At 64.3% G+C, this 21580-nt stretch carries 25 protein-coding genes; 16 read left to right on the top strand and 9 right to left on the bottom strand.

The window, feature by feature from the left end; genetic code table 11:
- Positions 1-48 precede the first annotated feature (48 nt).
- On the bottom strand, positions 49-885 hold the full coding sequence (locus ACFWCF_RS15255; RefSeq protein ID WP_378562758.1) for an SDR family oxidoreductase: 837 nt from the start codon (positions 883-885) through the stop codon (positions 49-51).
- Positions 886-914: 29 nt separating this feature from the next.
- Positions 915-1328, bottom strand: a complete 414-nt coding sequence (locus ACFWCF_RS15250) for a VOC family protein (RefSeq protein ID WP_378562750.1) — start codon at positions 1326-1328, stop codon at positions 915-917.
- A 136-nt stretch (positions 1329-1464) separates the two neighbouring features.
- Here ACFWCF_RS15250 and ACFWCF_RS15245 point away from each other — a divergent pair, with 136 nt between their 5' ends.
- From ACFWCF_RS15245 to ACFWCF_RS15230, 4 genes are read left to right on the top strand one after another with little or no spacing between them, the layout of a single operon-like run.
- The gene (locus tag ACFWCF_RS15245; protein ID WP_378488461.1) at positions 1465-2766 is read left to right on the top strand and encodes an acyl-CoA dehydrogenase family protein; all 1302 of its coding nucleotides are present in this window, start codon (positions 1465-1467) and stop codon (positions 2764-2766) included.
- A gap of 26 nt (positions 2767-2792) precedes the next feature.
- A complete protein-coding gene (locus ACFWCF_RS15240; protein WP_378563068.1) occupies positions 2793-3785 on the top strand; it encodes a phosphotransferase family protein in 993 nt (330 codons plus the stop codon).
- Positions 3782-4561, top strand: coding sequence for an enoyl-CoA hydratase-related protein (locus ACFWCF_RS15235; RefSeq protein ID WP_378562747.1), 780 nt, complete (start codon positions 3782-3784; stop codon positions 4559-4561). Before ACFWCF_RS15240 ends, ACFWCF_RS15235 begins: the two co-directional genes overlap by 4 nt.
- Before the next feature lie 5 nt (positions 4562-4566).
- Entirely contained in the window at positions 4567-5538 is a 972-nt protein-coding gene (locus tag ACFWCF_RS15230) for an NADPH:quinone oxidoreductase family protein (protein ID WP_378562744.1), read from the top strand.
- 144 nt (positions 5539-5682) lie between these two features.
- Here ACFWCF_RS15230 and ACFWCF_RS15225 read toward each other — a convergent pair whose 3' ends face one another.
- From ACFWCF_RS15225 to ACFWCF_RS15200, 6 genes are all read right to left on the bottom strand, one after another.
- Positions 5683-6147: a hypothetical protein gene (locus tag ACFWCF_RS15225; RefSeq protein WP_378562741.1), complete on the bottom strand. Its 465-nt coding sequence runs from the start codon at positions 6145-6147 to the stop codon at positions 5683-5685.
- 29 nt (positions 6148-6176) lie between these two features.
- Positions 6177-6776 (bottom strand): TetR/AcrR family transcriptional regulator, encoded by a 600-nt coding sequence (locus ACFWCF_RS15220; protein ID WP_378488465.1) that lies wholly within the window; start codon positions 6774-6776, stop codon positions 6177-6179.
- A gap of 115 nt (positions 6777-6891) precedes the next feature.
- The gene (locus ACFWCF_RS15215) at positions 6892-8040 is read right to left on the bottom strand and encodes a thiolase family protein (RefSeq protein WP_378562738.1); all 1149 of its coding nucleotides are present in this window, start codon (positions 8038-8040) and stop codon (positions 6892-6894) included.
- Between the two features lie 72 nt (positions 8041-8112).
- Positions 8113-9318 carry a CaiB/BaiF CoA transferase family protein gene (locus tag ACFWCF_RS15210; protein ID WP_378562735.1) on the bottom strand — a complete coding sequence of 402 codons (1206 nt, stop codon included), beginning with the start codon at positions 9316-9318 and terminating at the stop codon, positions 8113-8115.
- Positions 9318-10484: an acyl-CoA dehydrogenase family protein gene (locus ACFWCF_RS15205; RefSeq protein ID WP_378488678.1), complete on the bottom strand. Its 1167-nt coding sequence runs from the start codon at positions 10482-10484 to the stop codon at positions 9318-9320. Before ACFWCF_RS15205 ends, ACFWCF_RS15210 begins: the two co-directional genes overlap by 1 nt.
- A 98-nt stretch (positions 10485-10582) precedes the next feature.
- On the bottom strand, positions 10583-10891 hold the full coding sequence (locus ACFWCF_RS15200; protein ID WP_378562732.1) for a hypothetical protein: 309 nt from the start codon (positions 10889-10891) through the stop codon (positions 10583-10585).
- A gap of 306 nt (positions 10892-11197) precedes the next feature.
- Between ACFWCF_RS15200 and ACFWCF_RS15195 the strand changes: the two genes are divergently transcribed.
- From ACFWCF_RS15195 to ACFWCF_RS15140, 12 genes are all read left to right on the top strand, one after another.
- Positions 11198-11734 carry a carboxymuconolactone decarboxylase family protein gene (locus ACFWCF_RS15195; RefSeq protein ID WP_378562729.1) on the top strand — a complete coding sequence of 179 codons (537 nt, stop codon included), beginning with the start codon at positions 11198-11200 and terminating at the stop codon, positions 11732-11734.
- A gap of 4 nt (positions 11735-11738) precedes the next feature.
- On the top strand, positions 11739-13019 hold the full coding sequence (locus ACFWCF_RS15190; protein ID WP_378562726.1) for an aromatic ring-hydroxylating dioxygenase subunit alpha: 1281 nt from the start codon (positions 11739-11741) through the stop codon (positions 13017-13019).
- Positions 13003-13326: a hypothetical protein gene (locus ACFWCF_RS15185; protein WP_378562724.1), complete on the top strand. Its 324-nt coding sequence runs from the start codon at positions 13003-13005 to the stop codon at positions 13324-13326. Before ACFWCF_RS15190 ends, ACFWCF_RS15185 begins: the two co-directional genes overlap by 17 nt.
- A 356-nt stretch (positions 13327-13682) precedes the next feature.
- The gene (locus tag ACFWCF_RS15180; protein ID WP_378562721.1) at positions 13683-14978 is read left to right on the top strand and encodes a cytochrome P450; all 1296 of its coding nucleotides are present in this window, start codon (positions 13683-13685) and stop codon (positions 14976-14978) included.
- Positions 14975-15163, top strand: a complete 189-nt coding sequence (locus ACFWCF_RS15175) for a ferredoxin (RefSeq protein ID WP_378562718.1) — start codon at positions 14975-14977, stop codon at positions 15161-15163. The genes ACFWCF_RS15180 and ACFWCF_RS15175 overlap by 4 nt, the downstream gene beginning before the upstream one ends.
- Before the next feature lie 108 nt (positions 15164-15271).
- The gene (locus ACFWCF_RS15170; protein ID WP_378562716.1) at positions 15272-15580 is read left to right on the top strand and encodes a DUF1330 domain-containing protein; all 309 of its coding nucleotides are present in this window, start codon (positions 15272-15274) and stop codon (positions 15578-15580) included.
- Between the two features lie 180 nt (positions 15581-15760).
- Complete coding sequence (locus tag ACFWCF_RS15165) at positions 15761-17041, top strand: aromatic ring-hydroxylating dioxygenase subunit alpha (protein ID WP_378562713.1); 1281 nt, start codon at positions 15761-15763, stop codon at positions 17039-17041.
- Positions 17025-17348 carry a hypothetical protein gene (locus tag ACFWCF_RS15160; protein WP_378562710.1) on the top strand — a complete coding sequence of 108 codons (324 nt, stop codon included), beginning with the start codon at positions 17025-17027 and terminating at the stop codon, positions 17346-17348. The genes ACFWCF_RS15165 and ACFWCF_RS15160 overlap by 17 nt, the downstream gene beginning before the upstream one ends.
- A gap of 4 nt (positions 17349-17352) precedes the next feature.
- Positions 17353-18564 (top strand): amidohydrolase family protein, encoded by a 1212-nt coding sequence (locus ACFWCF_RS15155; RefSeq protein WP_378562707.1) that lies wholly within the window; start codon positions 17353-17355, stop codon positions 18562-18564.
- Positions 18551-18964 carry a nuclear transport factor 2 family protein gene (locus ACFWCF_RS15150; RefSeq protein ID WP_378562704.1) on the top strand — a complete coding sequence of 138 codons (414 nt, stop codon included), beginning with the start codon at positions 18551-18553 and terminating at the stop codon, positions 18962-18964. The genes ACFWCF_RS15155 and ACFWCF_RS15150 overlap by 14 nt, the downstream gene beginning before the upstream one ends.
- Positions 18961-20139, top strand: a complete 1179-nt coding sequence (locus ACFWCF_RS15145; RefSeq protein WP_378562701.1) for an acyl-CoA dehydrogenase family protein — start codon at positions 18961-18963, stop codon at positions 20137-20139. Before ACFWCF_RS15150 ends, ACFWCF_RS15145 begins: the two co-directional genes overlap by 4 nt.
- Entirely contained in the window at positions 20136-20969 is an 834-nt protein-coding gene (locus tag ACFWCF_RS15140; protein ID WP_378562698.1) for an acyl-CoA dehydrogenase family protein, read from the top strand. Before ACFWCF_RS15145 ends, ACFWCF_RS15140 begins: the two co-directional genes overlap by 4 nt.
- A gap of 65 nt (positions 20970-21034) precedes the next feature.
- Here ACFWCF_RS15140 and ACFWCF_RS15135 read toward each other — a convergent pair whose 3' ends face one another.
- Positions 21035-21499, bottom strand: coding sequence for a nuclear transport factor 2 family protein (locus ACFWCF_RS15135; protein ID WP_378488477.1), 465 nt, complete (start codon positions 21497-21499; stop codon positions 21035-21037).
- Positions 21500-21580: the final 81 nt, after the last annotated feature.

Below are 21580 nucleotides of genomic sequence, written 5' to 3'. Positions count from 1 at the left end.
TGGACGTGCCGGTTCCACCGTGATGCACCCCCACGCCCATGGGGTCGGTCACGACGCGGACTTCTCGCGTTGCGAGTTGATCGCCGCCATGACGCCGCCGTCTACGAGGATGTCGATGCCGTTGACGAAGCTCGCACCGTCGGACAGCAGGAACGCCACGACCTTCGCGAGCTCGTCGGCCTGCCCGAGTCGCCCGAGCGGTGTCGCGCGCTGCATGTCGGCGATACGCGGATTGCTCGCCGCCTCCTGCCGGCCCTGCGGCGTATCGATCAGCCCCGGCGACACGGAGTTCGCACGCGCTCCCGCGGCACCGAGCCGGATGGCTTCTGTACGCGCGAATCGCTGCACGCCGTGTTTCGCCCACGAGTATGCGATACCCGGTTGCTCGATCGATTCCCCCACGATCTCGCGGAGCTTGTCGAGGAAATGCTCATCGAGCGGATCGTCCAGGACCGCACCCAGTTCCGGGCTCGGATCCATCTGCCCGATCAGCGGCGCCATGGAGGCGAAATAGACCATCGCCGTACCGGCGGTCGCAAGCGGACGAAGCGCATGCGCGAGCAGTGCGGTACCGACCAGGTCTACCGACACGATCCTGCGCCAGTCGGCCATGGTCGGAGAGATTCCGGCAGCGTGAGCGACGGAACGCAGCGTCCCGAGTTCGGCCGCGCGGTCCGCGAGCCGGCCGAGCGCTTCTGCGTCACCGACATCGGCGACGAACGACTCGACCACGGTCCGGTCCGACGACAACTGCGCCGCGGCCTCTTTCGCGGAGGTGTCATCGATGTCGACGAGCAGCAGCGTGTCGACGGTGCCTACCATCTGCTCCGCGCACGACAATCCCATCCCGCGACCTCCACCGGTCACGATTCCGACGTTTCCCATTCTCTCCTTCTCGACTCGGTGCGGTGCTTCTACTGCGGTGCTGCCCAGCACTGCGACATGCCCGGTTCCGCCACACGGGTGACGAACTCGAGAAGCAGCCCGGACGGGCTGCGCATGAAGGCGAAGAAGAGACTGCCGTCGGGTGCCAGGCGGGTTGCTTCGGTGCTGTAACCCTGGCCGGCGAACTCGTCGCGATCCGCGTCGACGTCGTCGGACCAGTAGCCGAGATGGTGAATTCCGGGGACCGCCTCCCACAGCGGCAGCGGTGCGCTCCGGACGAGTTCGATTCGCGGCTCGGTGATCGAGAACGCACACAACAGGTCGACCACCTGCTCGCCCGTCGGGAGCGTCACTGCTACCTCACCGCCGACCTCCGGCCCCCACTCGTACCCGAAGAGCTGCGAGAACTCGGACTTCGTCGTGGTCAGATCGTCTGTTACCACGCCCAGATGGAAAAGGTCTTCGGCTTTCAACTCGGTGCCTTTCGTAGCGGACTGTTCCAAACTGCCTTCAGTCGTGTAAGAATAGCATTCTGGAAAGATGGTATCGATATTCTTTGGATCAGAGAGGAGCCAGGCAATGGCGTGGGACTTCGAAACCGACCCCGAATACCAGGAAAAACTGGACTGGGCCGACGCGTTCGTGCGCGACGAGGTCGAGCCCCTGGACCTGGTGTGGGAGCACCAGCAGTTCGTACCCCTGGACGGACTTCGGCGCAAGGCCATCGATCCGCTCAAGCAGCGGGTTCGTGAACAGGGCCTGTGGGCCACACACCTCGGGCCGGAACTCGGCGGCCAGGGCTACGGACAGCTCAAACTCGCACTGCTCAACGAGATCCTCGGTCGCTCGTCGTGGGCACCGATCGTCTTCGGGTGCCAGGCGCCCGACACCGGCAACGCCGAGATCATCGCGCACTACGGCACTCCCGAGCAGAAGAAGAAGTACCTGCAGCCACTGCTCGACGGCGAACTGTTCTCGACGTACTCGATGACCGAACCTCAAGGCGGCGCCGACGTCGCGCAGTTCCGCACCCAAGCGGTCAAGGACGGCGACGACTGGGTCATCAACGGCTGGAAGTACTTCTCCTCCAACGCCAAGACGGCCTCGTTCCTGATCGTGATGGCCGTGACCGACACCGAGGTGGCGGTACACAAGGGCATGTCGATGTTCCTCGTGCCTGCCGACACCCCGGGCATCAACATCGTGCGCAACGTCGGTCTGTACGGCGAGCCGATGAACGGCGGAAGCCACGCGCTCATCCACTACGAGAACGTACGGGTCCCCGCCGAAGCTCTCCTCGGCGGCGAAGGGCAGGCGTTCGCTGTCGCCCAGACCCGGCTCGGCGGCGGCCGCATCCACCACGCGATGCGCACGATCGGCCTGGCACAGAAGGCACTCGACATGATGTGCGAGCGTGCACTGAGCCGCGAGACCGCCGGTAGCCGCCTCGCCGACAAGCAGACTGTCCAGGGCTACATCGCCGACTCCTACGCGCAGCTGACGCAGTTCCGCCTGTTCGTGCTGCACACCGCGTGGAAGATCGACAAGTACAACGACTACAAGAAGCTCCGCAAGGACATCGCGACGGCCAAGATCGTGATGCCCACCGTCCTCCACGACATCGCCTGGCGTGCGATGCAGGTGCACGGAGCGCTCGGTGTCACCAACGAGATGCCGTTCTTCAAGATGATCCACGGCGCGGCCGTGATGGGCCTGGCCGACGGTCCGACCGAGGTTCACAAGACGACTGTCGCCAAGCAGGTCCTGCGTGACTACAGCGCCACCGACGATCTGTGGCCCTCGGAGTGGCTCCCGCGCAAGCAGGATGAAGCCCGTGCAAAGTACGCCGAATACCTCGAACTGGAAGTGGGGAACCTGTGATCGACACGAAACGACTCGCCGAGTGGATGGACGAGCGCGGACTGCCCGGTAAGGGAGCTCCGCTCGAAGCCACCTACCTCTCCGGCGGCACGCAGAACGAGATCTACAAGCTGGTCCGCGACGACTTCACGAGCGTCATCCGGATTCCTCCGAAAGCCGCGCCCGCCGACCGCGACAACGGAATCATGCGCGAGTGGAGGATCATCGAGGGCCTCGACGGTACCGACGTGCCCCACACCGCCGCGATCGCCGCGTGCGAGGACACCTCGGTGCTCGGTCGCGCGTTCTACCTCATGGGATTCGTCGACGGCTGGTCTCCCATGGATCATCGCGACGGCTGGCCCGCTCCGTTCGACAACGATCCCGAAGCACGTGCCGGTCTCGCCTACCAGCTCGCGGAGGGCATCGGCCTGCTGTCGAAGGTCGATTGGAAGGCCCAGGGCCTCGAGGGTCTCGGACGGCCGGAAGGTTTCCATGATCGCCAGGTCGACCGCTGGACCCGATTCTTCGAACGGATCAAGGCCCGCGAGATCGAGGGCATGGACATCGCCACCAAGTGGCTGCAGAATCACCGTCCGCTCGACTACATCCCGGGTCTGATGCACGGCGACTACCAGTTCGCCAACGTGATGTACCAGAACGGCGCGCCCGCGAAACTCGCAGCGCTCGTCGACTGGGAGATGGGCACCGTCGGCGATCCGAAGCTCGACCTCGGCTGGATGCTCATGAACTGGCCCGAGGACATGGACGCTCCAGGGGAAAGCGCGGTCAGCTACGTCGACCTGAGCGGCATGCCGAACCGGTCGCAGATGCTCGCCCACTACTCGGAGGTCTCCGGTCGTCAGGTCGACGACATCGACTACTACCTCGTCCTCGCGAAGTGGAAGCTCGCCATCGTCCTCGAGCAGGGCTTCCAGCGCGCCGGCGACGACGTGAAGTTGCAGTCGTACGGTCCGGTCATCACCAACCTCATGAAGTCGGCCGCCGACCTCGCCGAATCGACGGACTACAAGGGATGAGCGAACCGGTGGAAGGACTCGTACAAGAACAACACGGTGCGGTTCTCCTGCTTCGGCTGAACCGCCCCGAGGCACGCAATGCACTGACCGGCGCCGTGATCAACGGGATCGGCGCAGCCGTCGAGAACGCGGAGGCAGATCCCCAGATCCGGGCGATCGTGCTCATCGGTACCGGCGACCGCGCCTTCTGCTCGGGCATGGATCTACGAGCGTTCTCGAGCGGCGAGAAGATCGGGCTGGACTCCGGACCCGGCGCCGCATACGCGCGGCTGGCCAAGGGCGAGACCGACATTCCTGTGATCGGCGCCGCCAACGGCACCGCGATCGGCGGCGGGCTCGAACTGCTTCTCGGGTCCGACATCATCGTTGCCTCCTCGGCCGCGAAGTTCGGTCTTCCCGAGGTGAAGCGGGGCTTGTTCCCCGCAGGAGGTGGAACAAATCTCGGGACGCGGATCCCGCGTGCCGCCGCCATGGAGCTGACGCTGACCGGTGACCTGATCACTGCGCAGCGCGGATACGAACTCGGCCTGATCAACCAGGTCGTCGAGCCGGAAGACGTGCAGACGGCCGCGCTGGCATTCGCCGAGCGCATCGCGGCAAACGCCCCGCTGGGCCTCTCCGCGGTCAAGGAACTCGTGCGTCTCGCGCAGGTGGATCCCACGCGCGCGGGCGAGCGACTCGGACACTGGCAGAGCCTCGTCTTCTCCAGCGACGACGCCAAGGAAGGCGCGGCCGCGTTCGTCGAGAAGCGCGCACCGGTCTGGCACGGACGGTAACGGGCATGCGCGCAGCGGTTTGTTCCGAGTACGGGGAACCCGAGGTCGTCCGGATCGACGAACGCCCCTCCCCCACTCTCGAACCGGGTCAGGTGCGAGTGCGGGTCGGTGCTGCCGCGGTCAATTTTCCTGATGTTCTGGTCGTCGCCGACAAGTACCAGGTCAGCGTGCCGACGCCGTTCGTACCCGGTAGTGAATTCGCCGGGATCGTGGAGGAGGTCGCCGGCGATGTCGGCGGCCTCGCCGTCGGCGATCGGGTGAGCGGCACCGGGATCGTCGGCGCGTTCGCTGAGGAGGTCGCGGCAAAGGCCGCGTCGCTGAAGCGGATACCCGACGGCGTCGACCATCGCACCGCTGCCGCATTCGGTGTGGCGCACCGCACCGCGTATCACACGCTCCGGTCGGTAGCTCGGCTCCAGCCGGGTGAAACCCTCGTCGTGCTCGGCGCAGGCGGCGGTGTCGGGCTCGCCGCGGTCCAGCTCGGGGCGGTTCTCGGCGCAACGGTCGTCGCGGTGGCCTCCTCGTCCGACAAGCTCGAGGTCGCGGCGTCGTACGGTGCGAAGCATCTCGTCGACCACCGGTCGGGTGATCTACGTGCGCTCCTGAAGGATGCTGTTCCCGAGGGCGCCGACGTCGTGGTCGATCCCGTCGGCGGCGACCTGTCGGAACCTGCGTTGAGGTCGCTGCGCCGCGGCGGGCGCTTCATCACCGTCGGCTACGCATCCGGAAGCATCCCTCGAATACCACTCAACCTCGTTCTGGTGAAAGGTATTCGCATTCAGGGGTTCCAGTTCCAGGATCTCGACCCGGACGAGTACCGGCGAGGCGAGGACGAACTGGTCGAGCTCCTCGTCTCGGGCCGCGCCGTGCCACACATCGGTGCGGTGTATTCGCTGGAGGGCGTCGTCGATGCCCTGCGTCTGGTCGGTGACGGGCGGGCGATCGGCAAGGTCGTCATCGAACTTCAGCAGACCTGACCGACCGAACACGACGTCCCGGCGCTCATCCGAGAGCCGGGACGTTGGTCATTTCTGGGCTGCCGAACTGTTATGTCTTTGCACTGCTGCGCCTTTGCACTGCTGTGTCTTTGCGCTGTTGTGCCTTGTGCGATCCGGTCGACATCAGACCGACGTGAGGTGACCCGACTGCGGTGCAGTGAATCCGGAGGTCCGGAAGGATTCGGTGGGAGCGATCACGGGCGCGGGAACCGCTGCCGCGACGAGCGCGTGCCGCTTGAATACCTGCGCCGCCCGGCTCATACAGTATTCCGACGACGAGAACCTGGCAGCGAGGTCTGCCGGGATCCCATCACCCCACATGCTGAATTTCGTGGTGCCTTGCTCGAGAAGCCTGTTCAACCCGGCTCGGATGCGTTCGTCGGAGGAGTAGAGCTCGGCCGATGCCACCAATGCCTCGGGAATGAGACCGTTTTCGGTCGACAAGGCCGAGTCCAGATCGACGACTCGAGCTCCGAGGATCTCGAGGGGACGGATATCCTGATGCTCTCGCGTCAGGACAGTGACTTCCCATCCTGCGAGGACCTGGTCGTAGAGCCACCCACCGACGTGGCGCACAGTATCGACCACACGCGGAGCGACGATGACGACGCGGTGCCTCAAATTGTGCTGATGGGCATGAGCTGTTGCTCGAGCGACTGTGTGAAGTCCTCGAAGATCTCGGCTAACGGGAGCGAACGATCGAGCAGCCATGAGGTTTCCATTCCGTTGAGGAAAGCGACGATTTCCACCGCTTTGACGGCTGGGTTCACATCCATTCGATACCGACCGACATGTTGACCACGTCGGATTCCCGCCTCGATTGTGTCGACGGCGGCCCGGTGTCGAGCGAGTAGGCGATCGTGCAGTGGAGCATCCGGCTCCAGGTTCTCGATCAGGAGTACAGCAAACATCCCGACCAGGTCAGGGGACTTCTCGAAACGCAAGTAGAGGCCCCTGATCTGCTCGATCGGATCTCCCGAGCGATCAGCACGTGCATCATCGTCTGCATCCCGTGCGTCGAGCACGGCATGCAGCAATTGGTCTTTGGACTGGAAGTGATGCAGCAGGCCCGCGGGAGTGATACCCGCGGCCCGTGCGATCTGAGCGAGGCTTGTGCTGCGCCACCCGTTCCTCGCCAACAACCGCTGAGCTGCGCTGAGAATCAGTTCTCTGCGGTCCTCACCCTTGGCGAGAAGCGTGTCGTACGCCCTTTGCACGCTGCCCCTCTCCCTCACGTCCCCAACCTACTGAACACACATTAGGTCGGTTCTTCACTTGTGACAAGGGTCTCAGCCGGAGAATTTCCAGCGCTGAATCACACTAGGCGTGAACCTACGTATCGAGTAGTTCGACGACTGTGGCGTTCGCGGTCCCGCCGCCTTCACACATGGTCTGGAGCCCAAACCGAATTCCGTTGTCGCGCATGTGATGAATCATGCGGGTCATCAGAACGGCACCCGAGCCACCGAGCGGATGCCCGAGCGCGATCGCCCCTCCGAGAGGGTTGACCAGCTCCGGATCGGCGCCCGTCTCGGCGAGCCACGCCAGCGGAACCGACGCGAATGCTTCGTTGACCTCGAAGACTCCGACTTCCTTCAGGCCGATTCCCGCCTTCCCGAGAACCTTCTCGGTGGCCGGGATCGGGCCGGTGAGCATGAGCACCGGATCAGCACCCGCCACCGCACCCGCCCGGTAGCGGACGAGCGGGGTCAGGCCCAGCTCACGCGCCTTCTCGCGGGTGGTCACCAACAGCGCGGCCGCGCTGTCGGAAATCTGCGACGAGTTTCCGGCGTGGATCACGCCGTCGTCGGCGAACGCGGGCTTCAGGCCGGCGAGCTTCTCGACCGTGGTGCCGCGGCGGATTCCTTCGTCGGCACCGACCGTGCCCTCGTCGGTGATCACCGGAACGATCTGCGTCTCGAATGCCCCACGATCCTGCGCCGCGGCGGCCCGCTCGTGCGAGGTCGTCGAGTATTCGTCGAGTCGAGTGCGCGAGAATCCCCATTTCTGGGCGATCTTCTCGGCGGAGATTCCCTGGTTGAACGGGAACCCGTCGTAGCGGGCGAGCGCTCGGGGGCCGTACGGCTGACCGGACGCACGCGCCGAGCCGAGCGGCACCCGACTCATGACCTCGACACCACCGGCGACGACGACGTCCTGCTGTCCCGACATCACCGCCTGAGCAGCGAAATCGATCGCCTGCTGACTCGACCCACACGCCCGATTGATCGTGGTCCCCGGGATGGATTCCGGCCATCCGGCGGCGAGCACCGAGTACCGGCCGATATTGCTCGACTGGTCGCCCACCTGCGACACACAACCCCAGATGACGTCGTCGACGATCTCGGGATCGAGGCCTGTTCGTTCGACCAGCGCCTCGAGCACGAGCGCTGACAGATCTGCCGGGTGCACCCCGGCCAGCCCACCGTTGCGCTTGCCTACCGGGGTCCGGACGGCTGCAGCGATGACCACTTCACGCATTCGAATTCTCCTGGGTCCTTGTGTATTCGACGTTCGTCCCCCGCGTGACGGTCATCCCCCGTCCATCGATGATCACTGCACCGGTCCGATCGCGCCCTGCGCACGCAGGCGATCGATCTCGTCGGGGCGGAGACCGAAGTCCGCGAGGATGGTGTCCGTATGCTCGCCCAAGCCGGGTACCGGCGCCATCGGCGGCTCGTAGCCTTCGATCACCGGGGGCGGCAGAAGCGATTCGACGGGCCCGTTCGGGCTCGCAACCGTCCGCCAGCGATTGCGGGCGGCGAGTTGTGGGTGATCGATGACGTCGCGCGGCGTGTTGTAGCGGGAATTACCGATACCCGCCTCGTCGGCGATCTTCTGTACGTGGTCGAGCGGGTGCTGCGCGCACCACGCGGCAATGGCCTCGTCGAGCTCGGCGCGGTGCTCGCACCGCGCCGCGTTGGTCGAGAACCGCTCGTCGTCGGCGAGGTCGTGGCGCCCGATGATCTCGCGTGCCAGACGCTGCCATTCGCGGTCGTTGGTGGTGCCGAGCACGACGATCTGATCGTCGGCGGTGCGATACGAGCCGTACGGCGCCACCGCAGGCGAACTCATGCCGAGCGGTTGCTGCTCGACACCCGAATAGCGGGTGTACGTCAGGGGATAGCCCATGATGTCTGCCATCGTGTCGAACAGACTCACCGACACCTTCGACAGTCCACCGCCGCGGCCCCGATTGCGTTCCCGTCCGCACAGCAACGCGAGGATCGACAACGCCGAATACAGTCCGGTACTGATGTCCGCAACCGGCGGGCCGGGCTTCGCGGGCTGTCCGGGGAAGCCGGTGACGGAGCAGGCCCCCGACTCGGCCTGGATGAGCAGGTCGTAGGCGCGTTTGTGCGACAGCGGACCGTCGGGACCGTATCCGTCGATCTCGACCGCGATCAGGTCCGGATAGCGTTCGGCCAGATCCGCTGGGGACAGCCCCAGCCGCGCAGTGGCGCCGGGTGCGAGATTCGATACGAGGGCGTCGGCCCGCGCAAGCAAGGTGTGGAGGGCTTCGAGTCCGCCCTCGGTCTTCAGGTCGAGGGCGATCGATTCCTTGCCGCGGTTGGCCCAGACGAAGTGCGCGGCCATTCCATTGACGACGTCGTCGTAGTCGCGGGCGAAATCGCCGCCCTTCGGGTTCTCGACTTTGATCACACGCGCACCGAAATCGGCGAGGACTCGGGTGCACATCGGCGCGGAGACCGCTTGTTCGAGGGTCACCACGGTGATCCCTGCGAGCGGGGCATCCATCAGTAGCTCCTCGGCAGCCCGAGCGTGTGGGAGGCCAGGTAGTTCAGAATCATCTCCTGGCTGACCGGGGCGATACGCATCACGCGCGCCTCACGGAAGTACCGCGATACGTTGTATTCCTCCGAGTAGCCCATTCCGCCGTGGGTCTGCAGTGCGCGATCGGCCGCGGCGAAACCTGCTTCGGCACAGAGATATTTGGCGGTGTTCGCTTCACGACCACACGGCTTGCCGTTGTCGTAGAGCCAGGTTGCCTTGCGCAGGACGAGTTCCGCCGCATCGAGATGCGCAAGTGCATCTGCGAGTGGGAACTGAATGCCCTGGTTCATGCCGATGGGACGGTCGAACACAACTCGTTCCTTGCCGTATTTCACGGCCTTGTCCAGCGCGACACGGCCGATGCCGAGAGCTTCGGACGCGATCAACATGCGCTCGGGGTTGAGACCGTCGAGCAGCAGCTTGAATCCCTGACCTTCTTCACCGATGCGGTCTTCGACGGGGATCCGGAGGTTGTCGATGAACAGCTCGTTGGAGGTGACCGCGTTGCGTCCCATTTTCCGGATCGGACGAATATCGATCTTGCTGCGGTCGAGATCGGTGAGGAACAGCGTCATGCCGTCGGTCTTCTTCTCGACCTCGTCGTATCGCTGCGTGCGGGTCAGGAGGAGGATCTTCTCCGATTCGACGGCCTTGGAGATCCACACCTTCCGTCCGTTGACGACATAGCTGTCGCCCTCGCGTTTCGCGAACGTGGTGATCCGAGATGTGTCGAGGCCTGCGCCCGGTTCGGTCACACCGAAGCACACGTGCAGATCGCCGTTGACGATGCGGGGCAGCGTGCGCGCCTTCATTTCGTCCGAGCCGTGCTTGACGACGGGCTGCATACCGAAGATGTTGAGGTGGATCGCGCTCGCGGCATTCATTGCGCCGCCGGAGCGAGCGATCTCTTCGAGGAGGATCGTCGCTTCCGTGATGCCGAGACCGTGGCCGCCGTACTCCTCGGGCATCGTGATGCCCATCCAGCCGCCATCGGCGAGCACCTTGTAGAACTCCGTCGGGAACTCGTGAGCGAGATCCTTCTCCATCCAGTACTGGTCGTCGAAGTTCTTCATCAGCTCGGCAACGGATTTCCGGATCAGTTCCTGATCCTCGCTCAGAGCGAAGCTCATTCCACCCATAATCGACACCTCTTGCCGTCGTAGCGGGGCCGCGAACTGCACAACTGCGGCAGCACGTCCGGCCTATCTTCAGTTCGGAATCGAGCGAATCAATCGGACGCGGGCAATGCCTTGGCGGCCTTGATGGTCATCGGGGCGCCGCCGTACGACAGTTCGCCGGTGCCGGGTGACGTGCACAGCACCTCGATCGACCCGTCGGCGTCGACGTAGCGCTTACCCAGAAGGGTGACCACATCGCCCGCGGGCTTGGACTCGGGCTTGCCGGGAGGCGCCGCGATCATCGGGCTTCCACCGCAGGCGATCTCCTGTGCACCATCCGCGGGTGCACGCACGACCACCACCCGAGTGGTGCAGACGGTGCTGGCAAGTTGCCCACCAGGGCGCAGGGTTGCAGTCACGGGAAACCTCTCTTTCGGCAGACGGTCTGCGCGCGTCGGGTCACCCGACGACCACACAGTGCTCTCTCCAATAGGAAACTATCTTCTCGCATGCGGAGAATCAATATGCTCATCACAGACGAGCACCTGATCCGCAGACTGCCGGCTCATTCGGTCCCGCACGCGACGCAGCACGCGAAGCAAGCCGAAACATGTCTGCCACCAGGAAGTTCAGCCGTCACACCACCGTTTGTTGACTATCCGGCGGAGTCATGAGAATCTAGCATCCGTAAACGAGAATGCGATTCTCAAGGAGAGGAGTTCGGCATGCCCCTGGTGCCCCCACTGCCCGCAGACCAATGGGACGAGCGCGTCGACTCCGCATTGAAGGGGCTGATGCCCCGGCACATGCGGAATCCGGAGCAGGCCGGCACTGCAATGTCGACGCTCGTCCGTCATCCGGATCTGACCAAGGCGTTCCTCGGGTTCAGCGTTCACCTGCTGTTCCGGTCGACGCTGCCCGCGCGGTTGCGTGAGCTGACAATCCTGCGCGTAGCGGAGTTGCACGACTGCGACTACGAGCGCAGCCACCACATCCAGATGGCCGAGGACGAGGCCGGGCTTTCCCGCCCGGAGATCGAAGCCGCACTTGCCGGCACCGCAGTGGACGAGTTCGAGAACCGACTCCTCGCAGCGGTCGCCGAACTCGTCGAGAACTCGGCACTGTCCGAGCAGACCTGGAACACGCTCGGGGAACAACTCAGCGAACAGCAGCGGATGGACTTCATCTTCACCGTAGGCGGTTACGGCCTGTTGGCCATGGCCTACAACACATTCGGCATCGAGTTCGAAAGCGAAAGGTAGAGCCTTGCCACACTTCACCAAACCGGCCGCAGGAAGCTGGACCGAGAACTACCCAGAACTCGGCACCGCCCCGGTCGACTACACCGACTCCATCGACCCCGCCTTCTTCGAAGCCGAACGCGAAGCAATCTTCAAGCGCACCTGGCTCTACGTCGGCCGCGTCGAACAACTCCCCCGCGTCGGCGCCTACTTCACCAAAGAACTCCCCTCCGCCGGACCCGGCACCTCCCTGGTCATCGTCAAAGGCAACGACAGCAAGATCCGCGCCTTCCACAACGTCTGCCGCCACCGCGGCAACAAACTCGTCTGGAACGACTTCCCCGGCGAGGAAACCGCGGGCAGCTGCAAGCAATTCACCTGCAAATACCACGCCTGGCGCTACAGCCTCGAAGGCGAACTCACCTTCGTCCAGCAAGAAGGCGAATTCTTCGACCTCGACAAGGGCGACTACGGCCTCAAGGACGTACGCTGCGAAACGTGGGAAGGGTTCATCTACATCAACCTCGACCCCGACGCCATCCCCCTCGTCGACTACCTCGGCACCTTCGCCAAGGGCCTCGAAGGCTACCCCTTCGGTGAAATGACCGAGGTCTACAGCTACCGCGCCGAAATCGGCGCCAACTGGAAGCTGTTCATCGACGCCTTCGCCGAGTTCTACCACGCACCGATCCTGCACATGAAGCAGGCCGTCAAGGACGAAGCAGACAAACTCGCCGGCTACGGCTACGAAGCCCTGCACTACGACCTGCAGCCCCCGCACTCGATGATCTCCTCCTGGGGCGGCATGGCACCGCCCAAGGACCTCAACATGGTCAAGCCCATCGAACGCGTCCTGCGCTCCGGACTGTTCGGCCCCTGGGACCAGCCCGACATCGACGGCCTCGCCGACGACCAACTGCCCACCGCACTGAACCCCACCGGCTTCCACAGCTGGGGCCAGGACTCCTTCGAGTTCTTCCCCAACATGACCCTGCTCGTCTGGAAGCCGGGCTGGTACCTGACCTACACCTACTGGCCCACCGCCGTCGACAAGCACATCTTCGAGGCCAGCCTCTACTTCGTGCCCCCGAAGAACGCCCGCGAGCGCCTCGCACAGGAACTCGCCGCAGTGACCTTCAAGGAATACGCCCTCCAGGACGCCAACACCCTCGAAGCCACCCAAACGATGATCGGCACCCGCACGGTGACCGAATTCCCCCTCTGCGACCAGGAGCTTCTCCTGCGTCACCTCCACAAGACCGTCGGAGACTACGTCAAGGAGTACCGCGATGCCTCTGCCAACTGAATTCGCCGACCTCGAGCCCTACATCGACTGGGACCTGGCCACCGAACCCGAACGCTACGCCAAGCGACTCGCCTCGACGATGCCGGAAATGCAGGAGTTCTACAACGCCGCATTCCCCCGCCTCGACGACGCCATCGCCTTCTGCGACAAGTTCGACCTCGACGACCTGCCCGACGATGCACGCACCGTCATGCACCTGATGCAGTCACTGGTCATGGTCTCCTTCCCCATCGAGGTCTGGAAGCAACCCCGCGTCCCCGACAGCGGCGCCGCCTGGGCCGAAATCACCAAAGAACCGGTGATCTGAGACAGCCACCCCAGCGAGAGCAGGACCTGCGAGATTGCAGTTGCACCCGCACAAATCGTGTCCGCGTCCGAGCGACAGTCGTCGTTCGGGCGCGGACACGTCTGCATTTCCAGGACCTACACTTGTGATCCAAGCCACAGCGTTGCCGCAACCGAGAGTGACATCACCAAGATCAACTACACCGAGGACCCGTTTTTGCTGTGCAGCGTCACAAGTCCGATATGTACGAAACATCCCTAGGTGAGACATACCGGGGAGCGTGATTTGATGTGCGACGAGACTCGGCGTCGCCGCGGCACTGCCCGCGGCTCGGGGCCGCCCTCGGCCACAGCCCGCAGCTTGTTTCTCGAGAGGAAATGATGACCGACATCGAGACGAAGAACTTTTTCACCGACCCTGAGTTCGTCGGCGACCCCAACCCGTACTACGACGGAATGCGCGCAAGTTGCCCCGTCAAGCGCGAGCCGCACCACAACGTCATGATGGTGACCGGATACGAAGAAGCAATCCAGGTCCTCAGCGATGAGAAGTCCTACTCCTCATGCATCTCGGTTACCGGCCCCTTCTCGGGCTTCCCGCTCCCGGCCGAGAGCGACGACATCTCCGATCTCATCGAGGAGCACCGCCCCTCGCTGCCGATGAACGATCAGCTTCCCACGATGGATCCGCCCCAGCACGCGGACCATCGCGGCCTGCTGATGCGCCTGATCACCCCCAAACGCCTCAAGGAGAACGAGGAGTTCATCCACCGCCTGGCCGACAAGCTCCTCGACAACGTCCTGGCCAAGGGTGAGGGCGACTACATCAGCGAATTCGCAGGCCCCTTCGCGATGCTCGTCATCGCCGACCTTCTCGGCGTCCCGGAAAGCGACCATGCAGAGTTCATCGCGGGCCTGAACCTGGCGACGGAAGGCGGCTTCACCCTCGGCAGCACCGAGGGAGAGTCGCTGAAGTTGAACCCGCTCGAGTTCCTCTACAAGAAGTTCGGCGAGTACATCGAGGATCGGCGCGCGAACCCCACCGACGACGTCCTGACCGGGCTCGCGACCGCGACGTTCCCCGACGGCACGCTTCCCCCGGTCGACGATGTCCTCCGTATCGCGGCGAACGTCTTCTCCGCCGGCCAGGAAACCACGGTGCGGCTGCTGAGCTCCGGTCTCCGGATCATCGCCGAGAACCCCGAGATCCAGCAGGCTCTCCGCGACGACCCGGAGAAGATTCCCAACTTCATCGAAGAGGCGCTGCGGATGGAGAGCCCGATCAAGGGCGACTTCCGACTCTCCAAGATTCCGACCGAAGTCGGCGGTGTCGAAGTTCCGGCCGGCACCATCCTGATGCTCCTGAACGGCGCCGCAAACCGCGACTCGCGGCAGTTCGCCGACCCGGCAGAGTTCGATCTCGATCGCCGTAACGCGCGTACCCACATCGCATTCGGGCGCGGTGTCCACGCATGCCCCGGCGCACCCCTCGCCCGTACCGAGGGCCGCGTGGGTATCCAGCGTCTCCTGGAGCGAACCATCGACATCAAGCTTTCCGAGGAGGTTCACGGGCCCGAGGGCGATCGGAAGTTCAACTACCTGCCCACCTTCATCCTTCGTGGTCTGCTGAACCTCAATCTGGAGTACACCCTCGCAGAGGGTGACAGCAAGTGAAGGTTCACGTCGACGACGATGCGTGCCGTGGCCACGGCTTCTGCCTCGCGATCTGTCCGGAGGTCTTCGATCTGAGCGACGGCGGCTACGCCGTGACGCTCGTGTCCGAAGTTCCGGCCGAGCACGAGGACAATGTTCGCGAAGCCGTCGCGAGCTGCCCCGAGCGCGCAATCTCGATCTCGTAGCCCGACTCCACACCGAACACCGCGCCCGCCCTCATGGTTCCGACCGTGGGGGCGGGCGTCTGTCATAGTGTGCGGCAACCACCTTCATCCCCACACCGAGGAGCGCAGATGCCCAAGGGATACGTCATCCTGACCGAAGCCATCCGGGACCACGACGGCATGGCCGCCTACAGCAAGCTCTCGGGCCCGTCGATCGCACAGGCGGGCGCAAAGGTCCTTGCCGTCGCCGAACCCCAGGTTCTCGAGGGTGACTGGCACGGCCACCGGACTGTCGTTCTGGAATTCGAGTCGGTCGAGGCGGCACAGACCTGGTACGAATCCGAGGACTATCAGAAGGCGCTGCCGCTGCGTCAGGCCGCTGCCGAGTGCACTGCCGTGATCGTGGAGGGCTTCGAGCGGCCGGCGCCTGTCCGGTAGATGCCACACCCGTCGGGCAGCTTCACGGCGTCGACCTGGGACTTCGGTCCGGGTCGGCGCCTTTTTCATGTCTCGGCCAACTCGACAATTGACGCCGGTCCGGTTCTATGGAAACCTAAGTTTCATCAGTGAGAGCGTCATTCTCACTAGAGAGAGTGCTCTCGGACGAAAGGTAGAGCCTTGCCACACTTCACCAAACCGGCCGCAGGAAGCTGGACCGAGAACTACCCAGAACTCGGCACCGCCCCGGTCGACTACACCGACTCCATCGACCCCGCCTTCTTCGAAGCCGAACGCGAAGCAATCTTCAAGCGCACCTGGCTCTACGTCGGCCGCGTCGAACAACTCCCCCGCGTCGGCGCCTACTTCACCAAAGAACTCCCCTCCGCCGGACCCGGCACCTCCCTGGTCATCGTCAAAGGCAACGACAGCAAGATCCGCGCCTTCCACAACGTCTGCCGCCACCGCGGCAACAAACTCGTCTGGAACGACTTCCCCGGCGAGGAAACCGCGGGCAGCTGCAAGCAATTCACCTGCAAATACCACGCCTGGCGCTACAGCCTCGAAGGCGAACTCACCTTCGTCCAGCAAGAAGGCGAATTCTTCGACCTCGACAAGGGCGACTACGGCCTCAAGGACGTACGCTGCGAAACGTGGGAAGGGTTCATCTACATCAACCTCGACCCCGACGCCATCCCCCTCGTCGACTACCTCGGCACCTTCGCCAAGGGCCTCGAAGGCTACCCCTTCGGTGAAATGACCGAGGTCTACAGCTACCGCGCCGAAATCGGCGCCAACTGGAAGCTGTTCATCGACGCCTTCGCCGAGTTCTACCACGCACCGATCCTGCACATGAAGCAGGCCGTCAAGGACGAAGCAGACAAACTCGCCGGCTACGGCTACGAAGCCCTGCACCACGACCTGCAGCCCCCGCACTCGATGATCTCCTCCTGGGGCGGCATGGCACCGCCCAAGGACCTCAACATGGTCAAGCCCATCGAACGCGTCCTGCGCTCCGGACTGTTCGGCCCCTGGGACCAGCCCGACATCGACGGCCTCGCCGACGACCAACTGCCCACCGCACTGAACCCCACCGGCTTCCACAGCTGGGGCCAGGACTCCTTCGAGTTCTTCCCCAACATGACCCTGCTCGTCTGGAAGCCGGGCTGGTACCTGACCTACACCTACTGGCCCACCGCCGTCGACAAGCACATCTTCGAGGCCAGCCTCTACTTCGTGCCCCCGAAGAACGCCCGCGAGCGCCTCGCACAGGAACTCGCCGCAGTGACCTTCAAGGAATACGCCCTCCAGGACGCCAACACCCTCGAAGCCACCCAAACGATGATCGGCACCCGCACGGTGACCGAATTCCCCCTCTGCGACCAGGAGCTTCTCCTGCGTCACCTCCACAAGACCGTCGGAGACTACGTCAAGGAGTACCGCGATGCCTCTGCCAACTGAATTCGCCGACCTCGAGCCCTACATCGACTGGGACCTGGCCACCGAACCCGAACGCTACGCCAAGCGACTCGCCTCGACGATGCCGGAAATGCAGGAGTTCTACAACGCCGCATTCCCCCGCCTCGACGACGCCATCGCCTTCTGCGACAAGTTCGACCTCGACGACCTGCCCGACGATGCACGCACCGTCATGCACCTGATGCAGTCACTGGTCATGGTCTCCTTCCCCATCGAGGTCTGGAAGCAACCCCGCGTCCCCGACAGCGGCGCCGCCTGGGCCGAAATCACCAAAGAACCGGTGGTGTAACCGCATGCTGACGCTCAAGGCAGCCGGGCTCCTCGAGGTCGAGACCGGCGAGATCATCCGACCGGGAATCATCCACATCGACGGCGACCGGATTGCGGGTGTCGGCGGCGAACCACGCGGCGAGGTCATCGATCTCGGTGGACAGATTCTCATGCCGGGTCTGATGGACATGGAGGTCAACCTGCTCATGGGTGGGCGCGGCGAGAAGCCCGTCTACTCCACGGTGCAGGACGATCCTCCGCTGCGCATGCTGCGTGCGGTGGGCAATTCCCGCCGCACGCTGCGTGCCGGCTTCACGACCGTCCGAAATCTGGGACTGTTCGTGAAGACCGGCGGTTATCTCCTCGACGTCGCCCTCGGTAAGGCGATCGACGCCGGATGGGTGGACGGACCGCGCATCGTTCCCGCCGGTCACGCGATCACCCCGACCGGTGGCCACTTGGATCCGACGATGTTCGCGGCCTTCGCACCCGGCGTCCTCGATCTGACCATCGAAGAAGGCATCGCCAACGGTGTCGACGAGGTTCGCAAGGCCGTCCGATACCAGATCAAGCACGGCGCCCAGCTCATCAAGGTGTGTGTCTCCGGCGGCGTGATGTCGATGACCGGATCCGCAGGTGCCCAGCATTATTCCGACGAAGAACTGCGCGCGATCGTCGACGAGGCACACCGGCGCGGCTTGAAGGTCGCGTCCCACACCCACGGCGCCGAGGCGGTACGCCACGCGGTTGCAGCGGGTATCGACTGCATCGAACACGGCTTCCTCATCGACGACGACGCGATCGATCAGATGGTGGCGAACGGCACGTGGCTGGTTCCCACCACACGCCTGGCCGACGCGATGGACACCTCCCACGCCCCGCCCGAACTCCAGGCGAAGGCTGCCGAGATGTTCCCGAAGGCACGCACTTCCGTGCTCGCGGCGTACAAGGCCGGCGTCAAGATCGCGGTCGGCACCGACGCTCCGGCGATTCCGCACGGCAAGAACGCCGACGAGATCGTCGCGCTCGTCGACAGGGGACTTCCTCCGCTGGCGGTCATCCAGGCCGCGACGATCAACGCGGCCGAACTGATCGGCGTCGACGACCGCGGTCGCCTCGTCGAGGGTCTGCTCGCCGACATCATCGCAGTTCCCGGAGATCCCACCGAAGACATCACCGTCACGCAGGATGTGCGGTTCGTGATGAAAGGCGGAAAGGTCTATGTCAACAAGTGACCTCGTCGAGCTCAACCAGCTCCTCGCACGCTACGCCGTGAACATGACCAAAGGTCAGGTCGACGGAGTCGTCGACGTGTTCACACCCGACGGCACCTACAGCGCGTTCGGCAATACGTTCACGCTCGACCAGTTCCCGCAACTGGTCGCCGCGGCCCCGCAGGGCCTGTTCCTCGTAGGTACTGCGCTGATCGAACTCGACGGCGACACCGCGACAGGTACGCAGCCGCTGTGCTTCGTCGAGCACTCGGCCCACGACATGCGCATCGGGTATTACAACGACACCTACCTCCGGACCGAGGCCGGGTGGCGCCTGAAGACCCGCAAGATGACGTTCATCCGTCGTAGCGGTGTGCACGATTCGGGAATTCCGCACGCATTCGAGGCACCGACGGCATGAACATCACCGGGGCGAGCGAAGCGACGGGGAGTGTCCAGGCGAGCGAAGCGACGGGGAGTGTCACCGGGGCGAGCGAAGCGACGGGGAGTGTCGAGAAGTTCAGGGCAGCAGTTCGCGCCTGGCTCGACGAGAACGATCTCGCCCCCGGACCCGACCTGACGTTCGACGAACACGTCGAGCAGCTGGGTCGGGTCCGGCGCGCTCTCTACGATGCCGGCTGGATGCGCTACGGATGGCCGGTCGAGGTCGGAGGTCTCGGCGGGCCTGCGATGCTGCGGGCGGTACTCGGTGAGGAGGTCGCGACACGCGACCTCGCCGAACCGGGTATCTACTCGATGATCGAGGTACTCGCGCCCACCATGATCAAGTACGCGAGGCCGGAACTGGCGGCCGAGATGGTGCCACGTCTGCTCGACGGCAGCGAGCAGTGGTGCCAGGGGTTCTCCGAGCCCGGCTCGGGCAGCGACCTGGCATCGCTGTCGACCCGCGCCGAGCAACGCGGCGACACGTGGGTGATCAACGGACAGAAGGTATGGACCTCGCTGGCGCAGTTCGCAACCCGATGTGTACTCCTCACCCGCACGGGCCCCGGACACGACGGCATCACCGCATTCTTCCTCGACATGGACACCCCGGGCATCACGGTCCGTCCACTGACGACGATGCACGACCGCGACGAGTTCTGCGAGGTCTACTTCGACGATGTCGTGGTTCCTGCCGATCGGATGCTGGGAAAACCCGGCGACGGCTGGAAGCTCGCGATGGATCTGCTGCCCCACGAGCGTTCGTCGTGCTTCTGGCACCGGATCGCCTACCTGTTCACACGTCTCGATCAGGTTGCTGCCGTGTCGGATCCTGCCGACGATCGGGAACTCGGCGACGCGTACCTCGCGTTGCACACGGTGCGGTGCCGCTCGTACAGCACGCAGAACCGTCTCCAGGCCGGTCTGCCACTGGGCCCGGAAACGTCGGTCGACAAGATACTGTTGGCCACCGCGGAACAGCAATTGTTCGATACTGCACGGGATCTGATCCCCGGCAGGATCGAACTGTTCGACACCGAACTGCGGACCGAGTTCCTGTATTCGCGGGCAGCGTCGATCTACGGCGGTACCGCGGAGATTCAGCGCAACATCGTCGCCCGCCGTCTACTGCAACTGGGGAAAGAGCAATGACCACGAACGACACTGCACCGGCGGTGGATTCAGAACTGGCGCTGCTCGAGGACGCTCTACGGAAGACGATGGAGTCCGCCACGGGCATCGCACTCGACTCGGCGCTCGTCGAACTCGGCTGGCACGACATGCTCAGCGAGATGCCCGATGTGGCGATTCCCCTGGTGTTCCGGCTGCTGGGTGAGACCGGGGCGCACGCACCCGTGATCAACGACGTGATCCTGGCGGAGGCCGGAGCCAACCCCGGTGGCGCGGTTCCGCTCCCGTACGCGGGCGGTTCGTGGCTCGTGTGGCACCGCACCCAGCGGACCGCCGAGGTGCTCGGCGGGGACCGTATCGTCGAGGCGCTCGACAAGGAACTCACCGTCGAGGTGGTCGGTTCCGGGAATCGGGTGCCGGTCGCTGCGGGTCGTCGCGCGCTCGGGTGGTGGCTGGTGGGCACGAGCCGCACCATGCTGGATCTCGCCCGGACCCACGCGCTCAGCCGCACCCAGTTCGGCAAGCCCATCTCCGGATTCCAGGCGGTACGCCACAAGCTCGCCGAGACCTTCGTGGCGATCGAAGGTGCCGAAGCGGCACTCCTCGTGGCGAATGACGATTTCAGTTCACTGCTGGCCAAGGCTGCTGCGGGCAAGGCCGCTGTGACGGCTGCGCGACACTGCCAGCAGGTACTCGGCGGTATCGGCTTCACCGACGAACACGACCTGCATCGTCACATCCGCCGCGGACTGTTCCTCGACGGATTGCTGGGCAGTTCCAAGGAATTGACACGGGAGGCAGGGGCTGCCATCCGCGCGTCGGGATCTGCGCCGCGTATCGCCAACCTGTAGAGAATCACCTGAACGAGTAGAGGCCACCGTCGATGACGGTGGCCTCTACTCGTTTGTCCCGAGCTCTACGAGGACGCTGCCGACTGCGTGGCGGCACCGTTCTTGGACGGATCGGGATGGTTCGAGAACCAGAGGTTCTCCTCCACGGCCTTCCGGCTCTTCCATCCGTCGGCGGTGCGTACGACCTCGTGGTGGTAGTTGCCACCGCAGTACGTCAGGCCGTCGACGCCCGGCAGCTGCATGGGGTTGTAGAACATCGCCGAGACATTCGTCGTGTCGTCATCGACGAACGTGATCTCGATGTTGGTGACGAAGTGCTGGGTCATGGGGCACTGGTCGAGCCCGCGACTCAGCATCGCGATCACCTGGTCGCGCGTACCTGCCGGGTAACCGACCGAGGTGTAGTCGAGATGGGCGTCCTCGGTGAAGACGGTCGCCAGCTGTACCCAGTTCTTCGTGTCGACCGAGGTCGCGTACTTGTACAGCAGGTCGGCGATGTCGAGCCGGTCCTGGAGCTTCTGCAATGTCATTCCGGTCCTCATTCCTAGATGTCGGATCTGTCGCATTTTCTCACCTTGCCCGGATGTGGCCTCGCCCGCCCGGGCTGACGC

It is taken from the genome of Rhodococcus sp. NPDC060090, from assembly GCF_042729855.1.
Classification (GTDB): Bacteria; Actinomycetota; Actinomycetes; order Mycobacteriales; family Mycobacteriaceae; genus Rhodococcus.
This window is presented reverse-complemented; position numbering and strand designations above follow the sequence as displayed.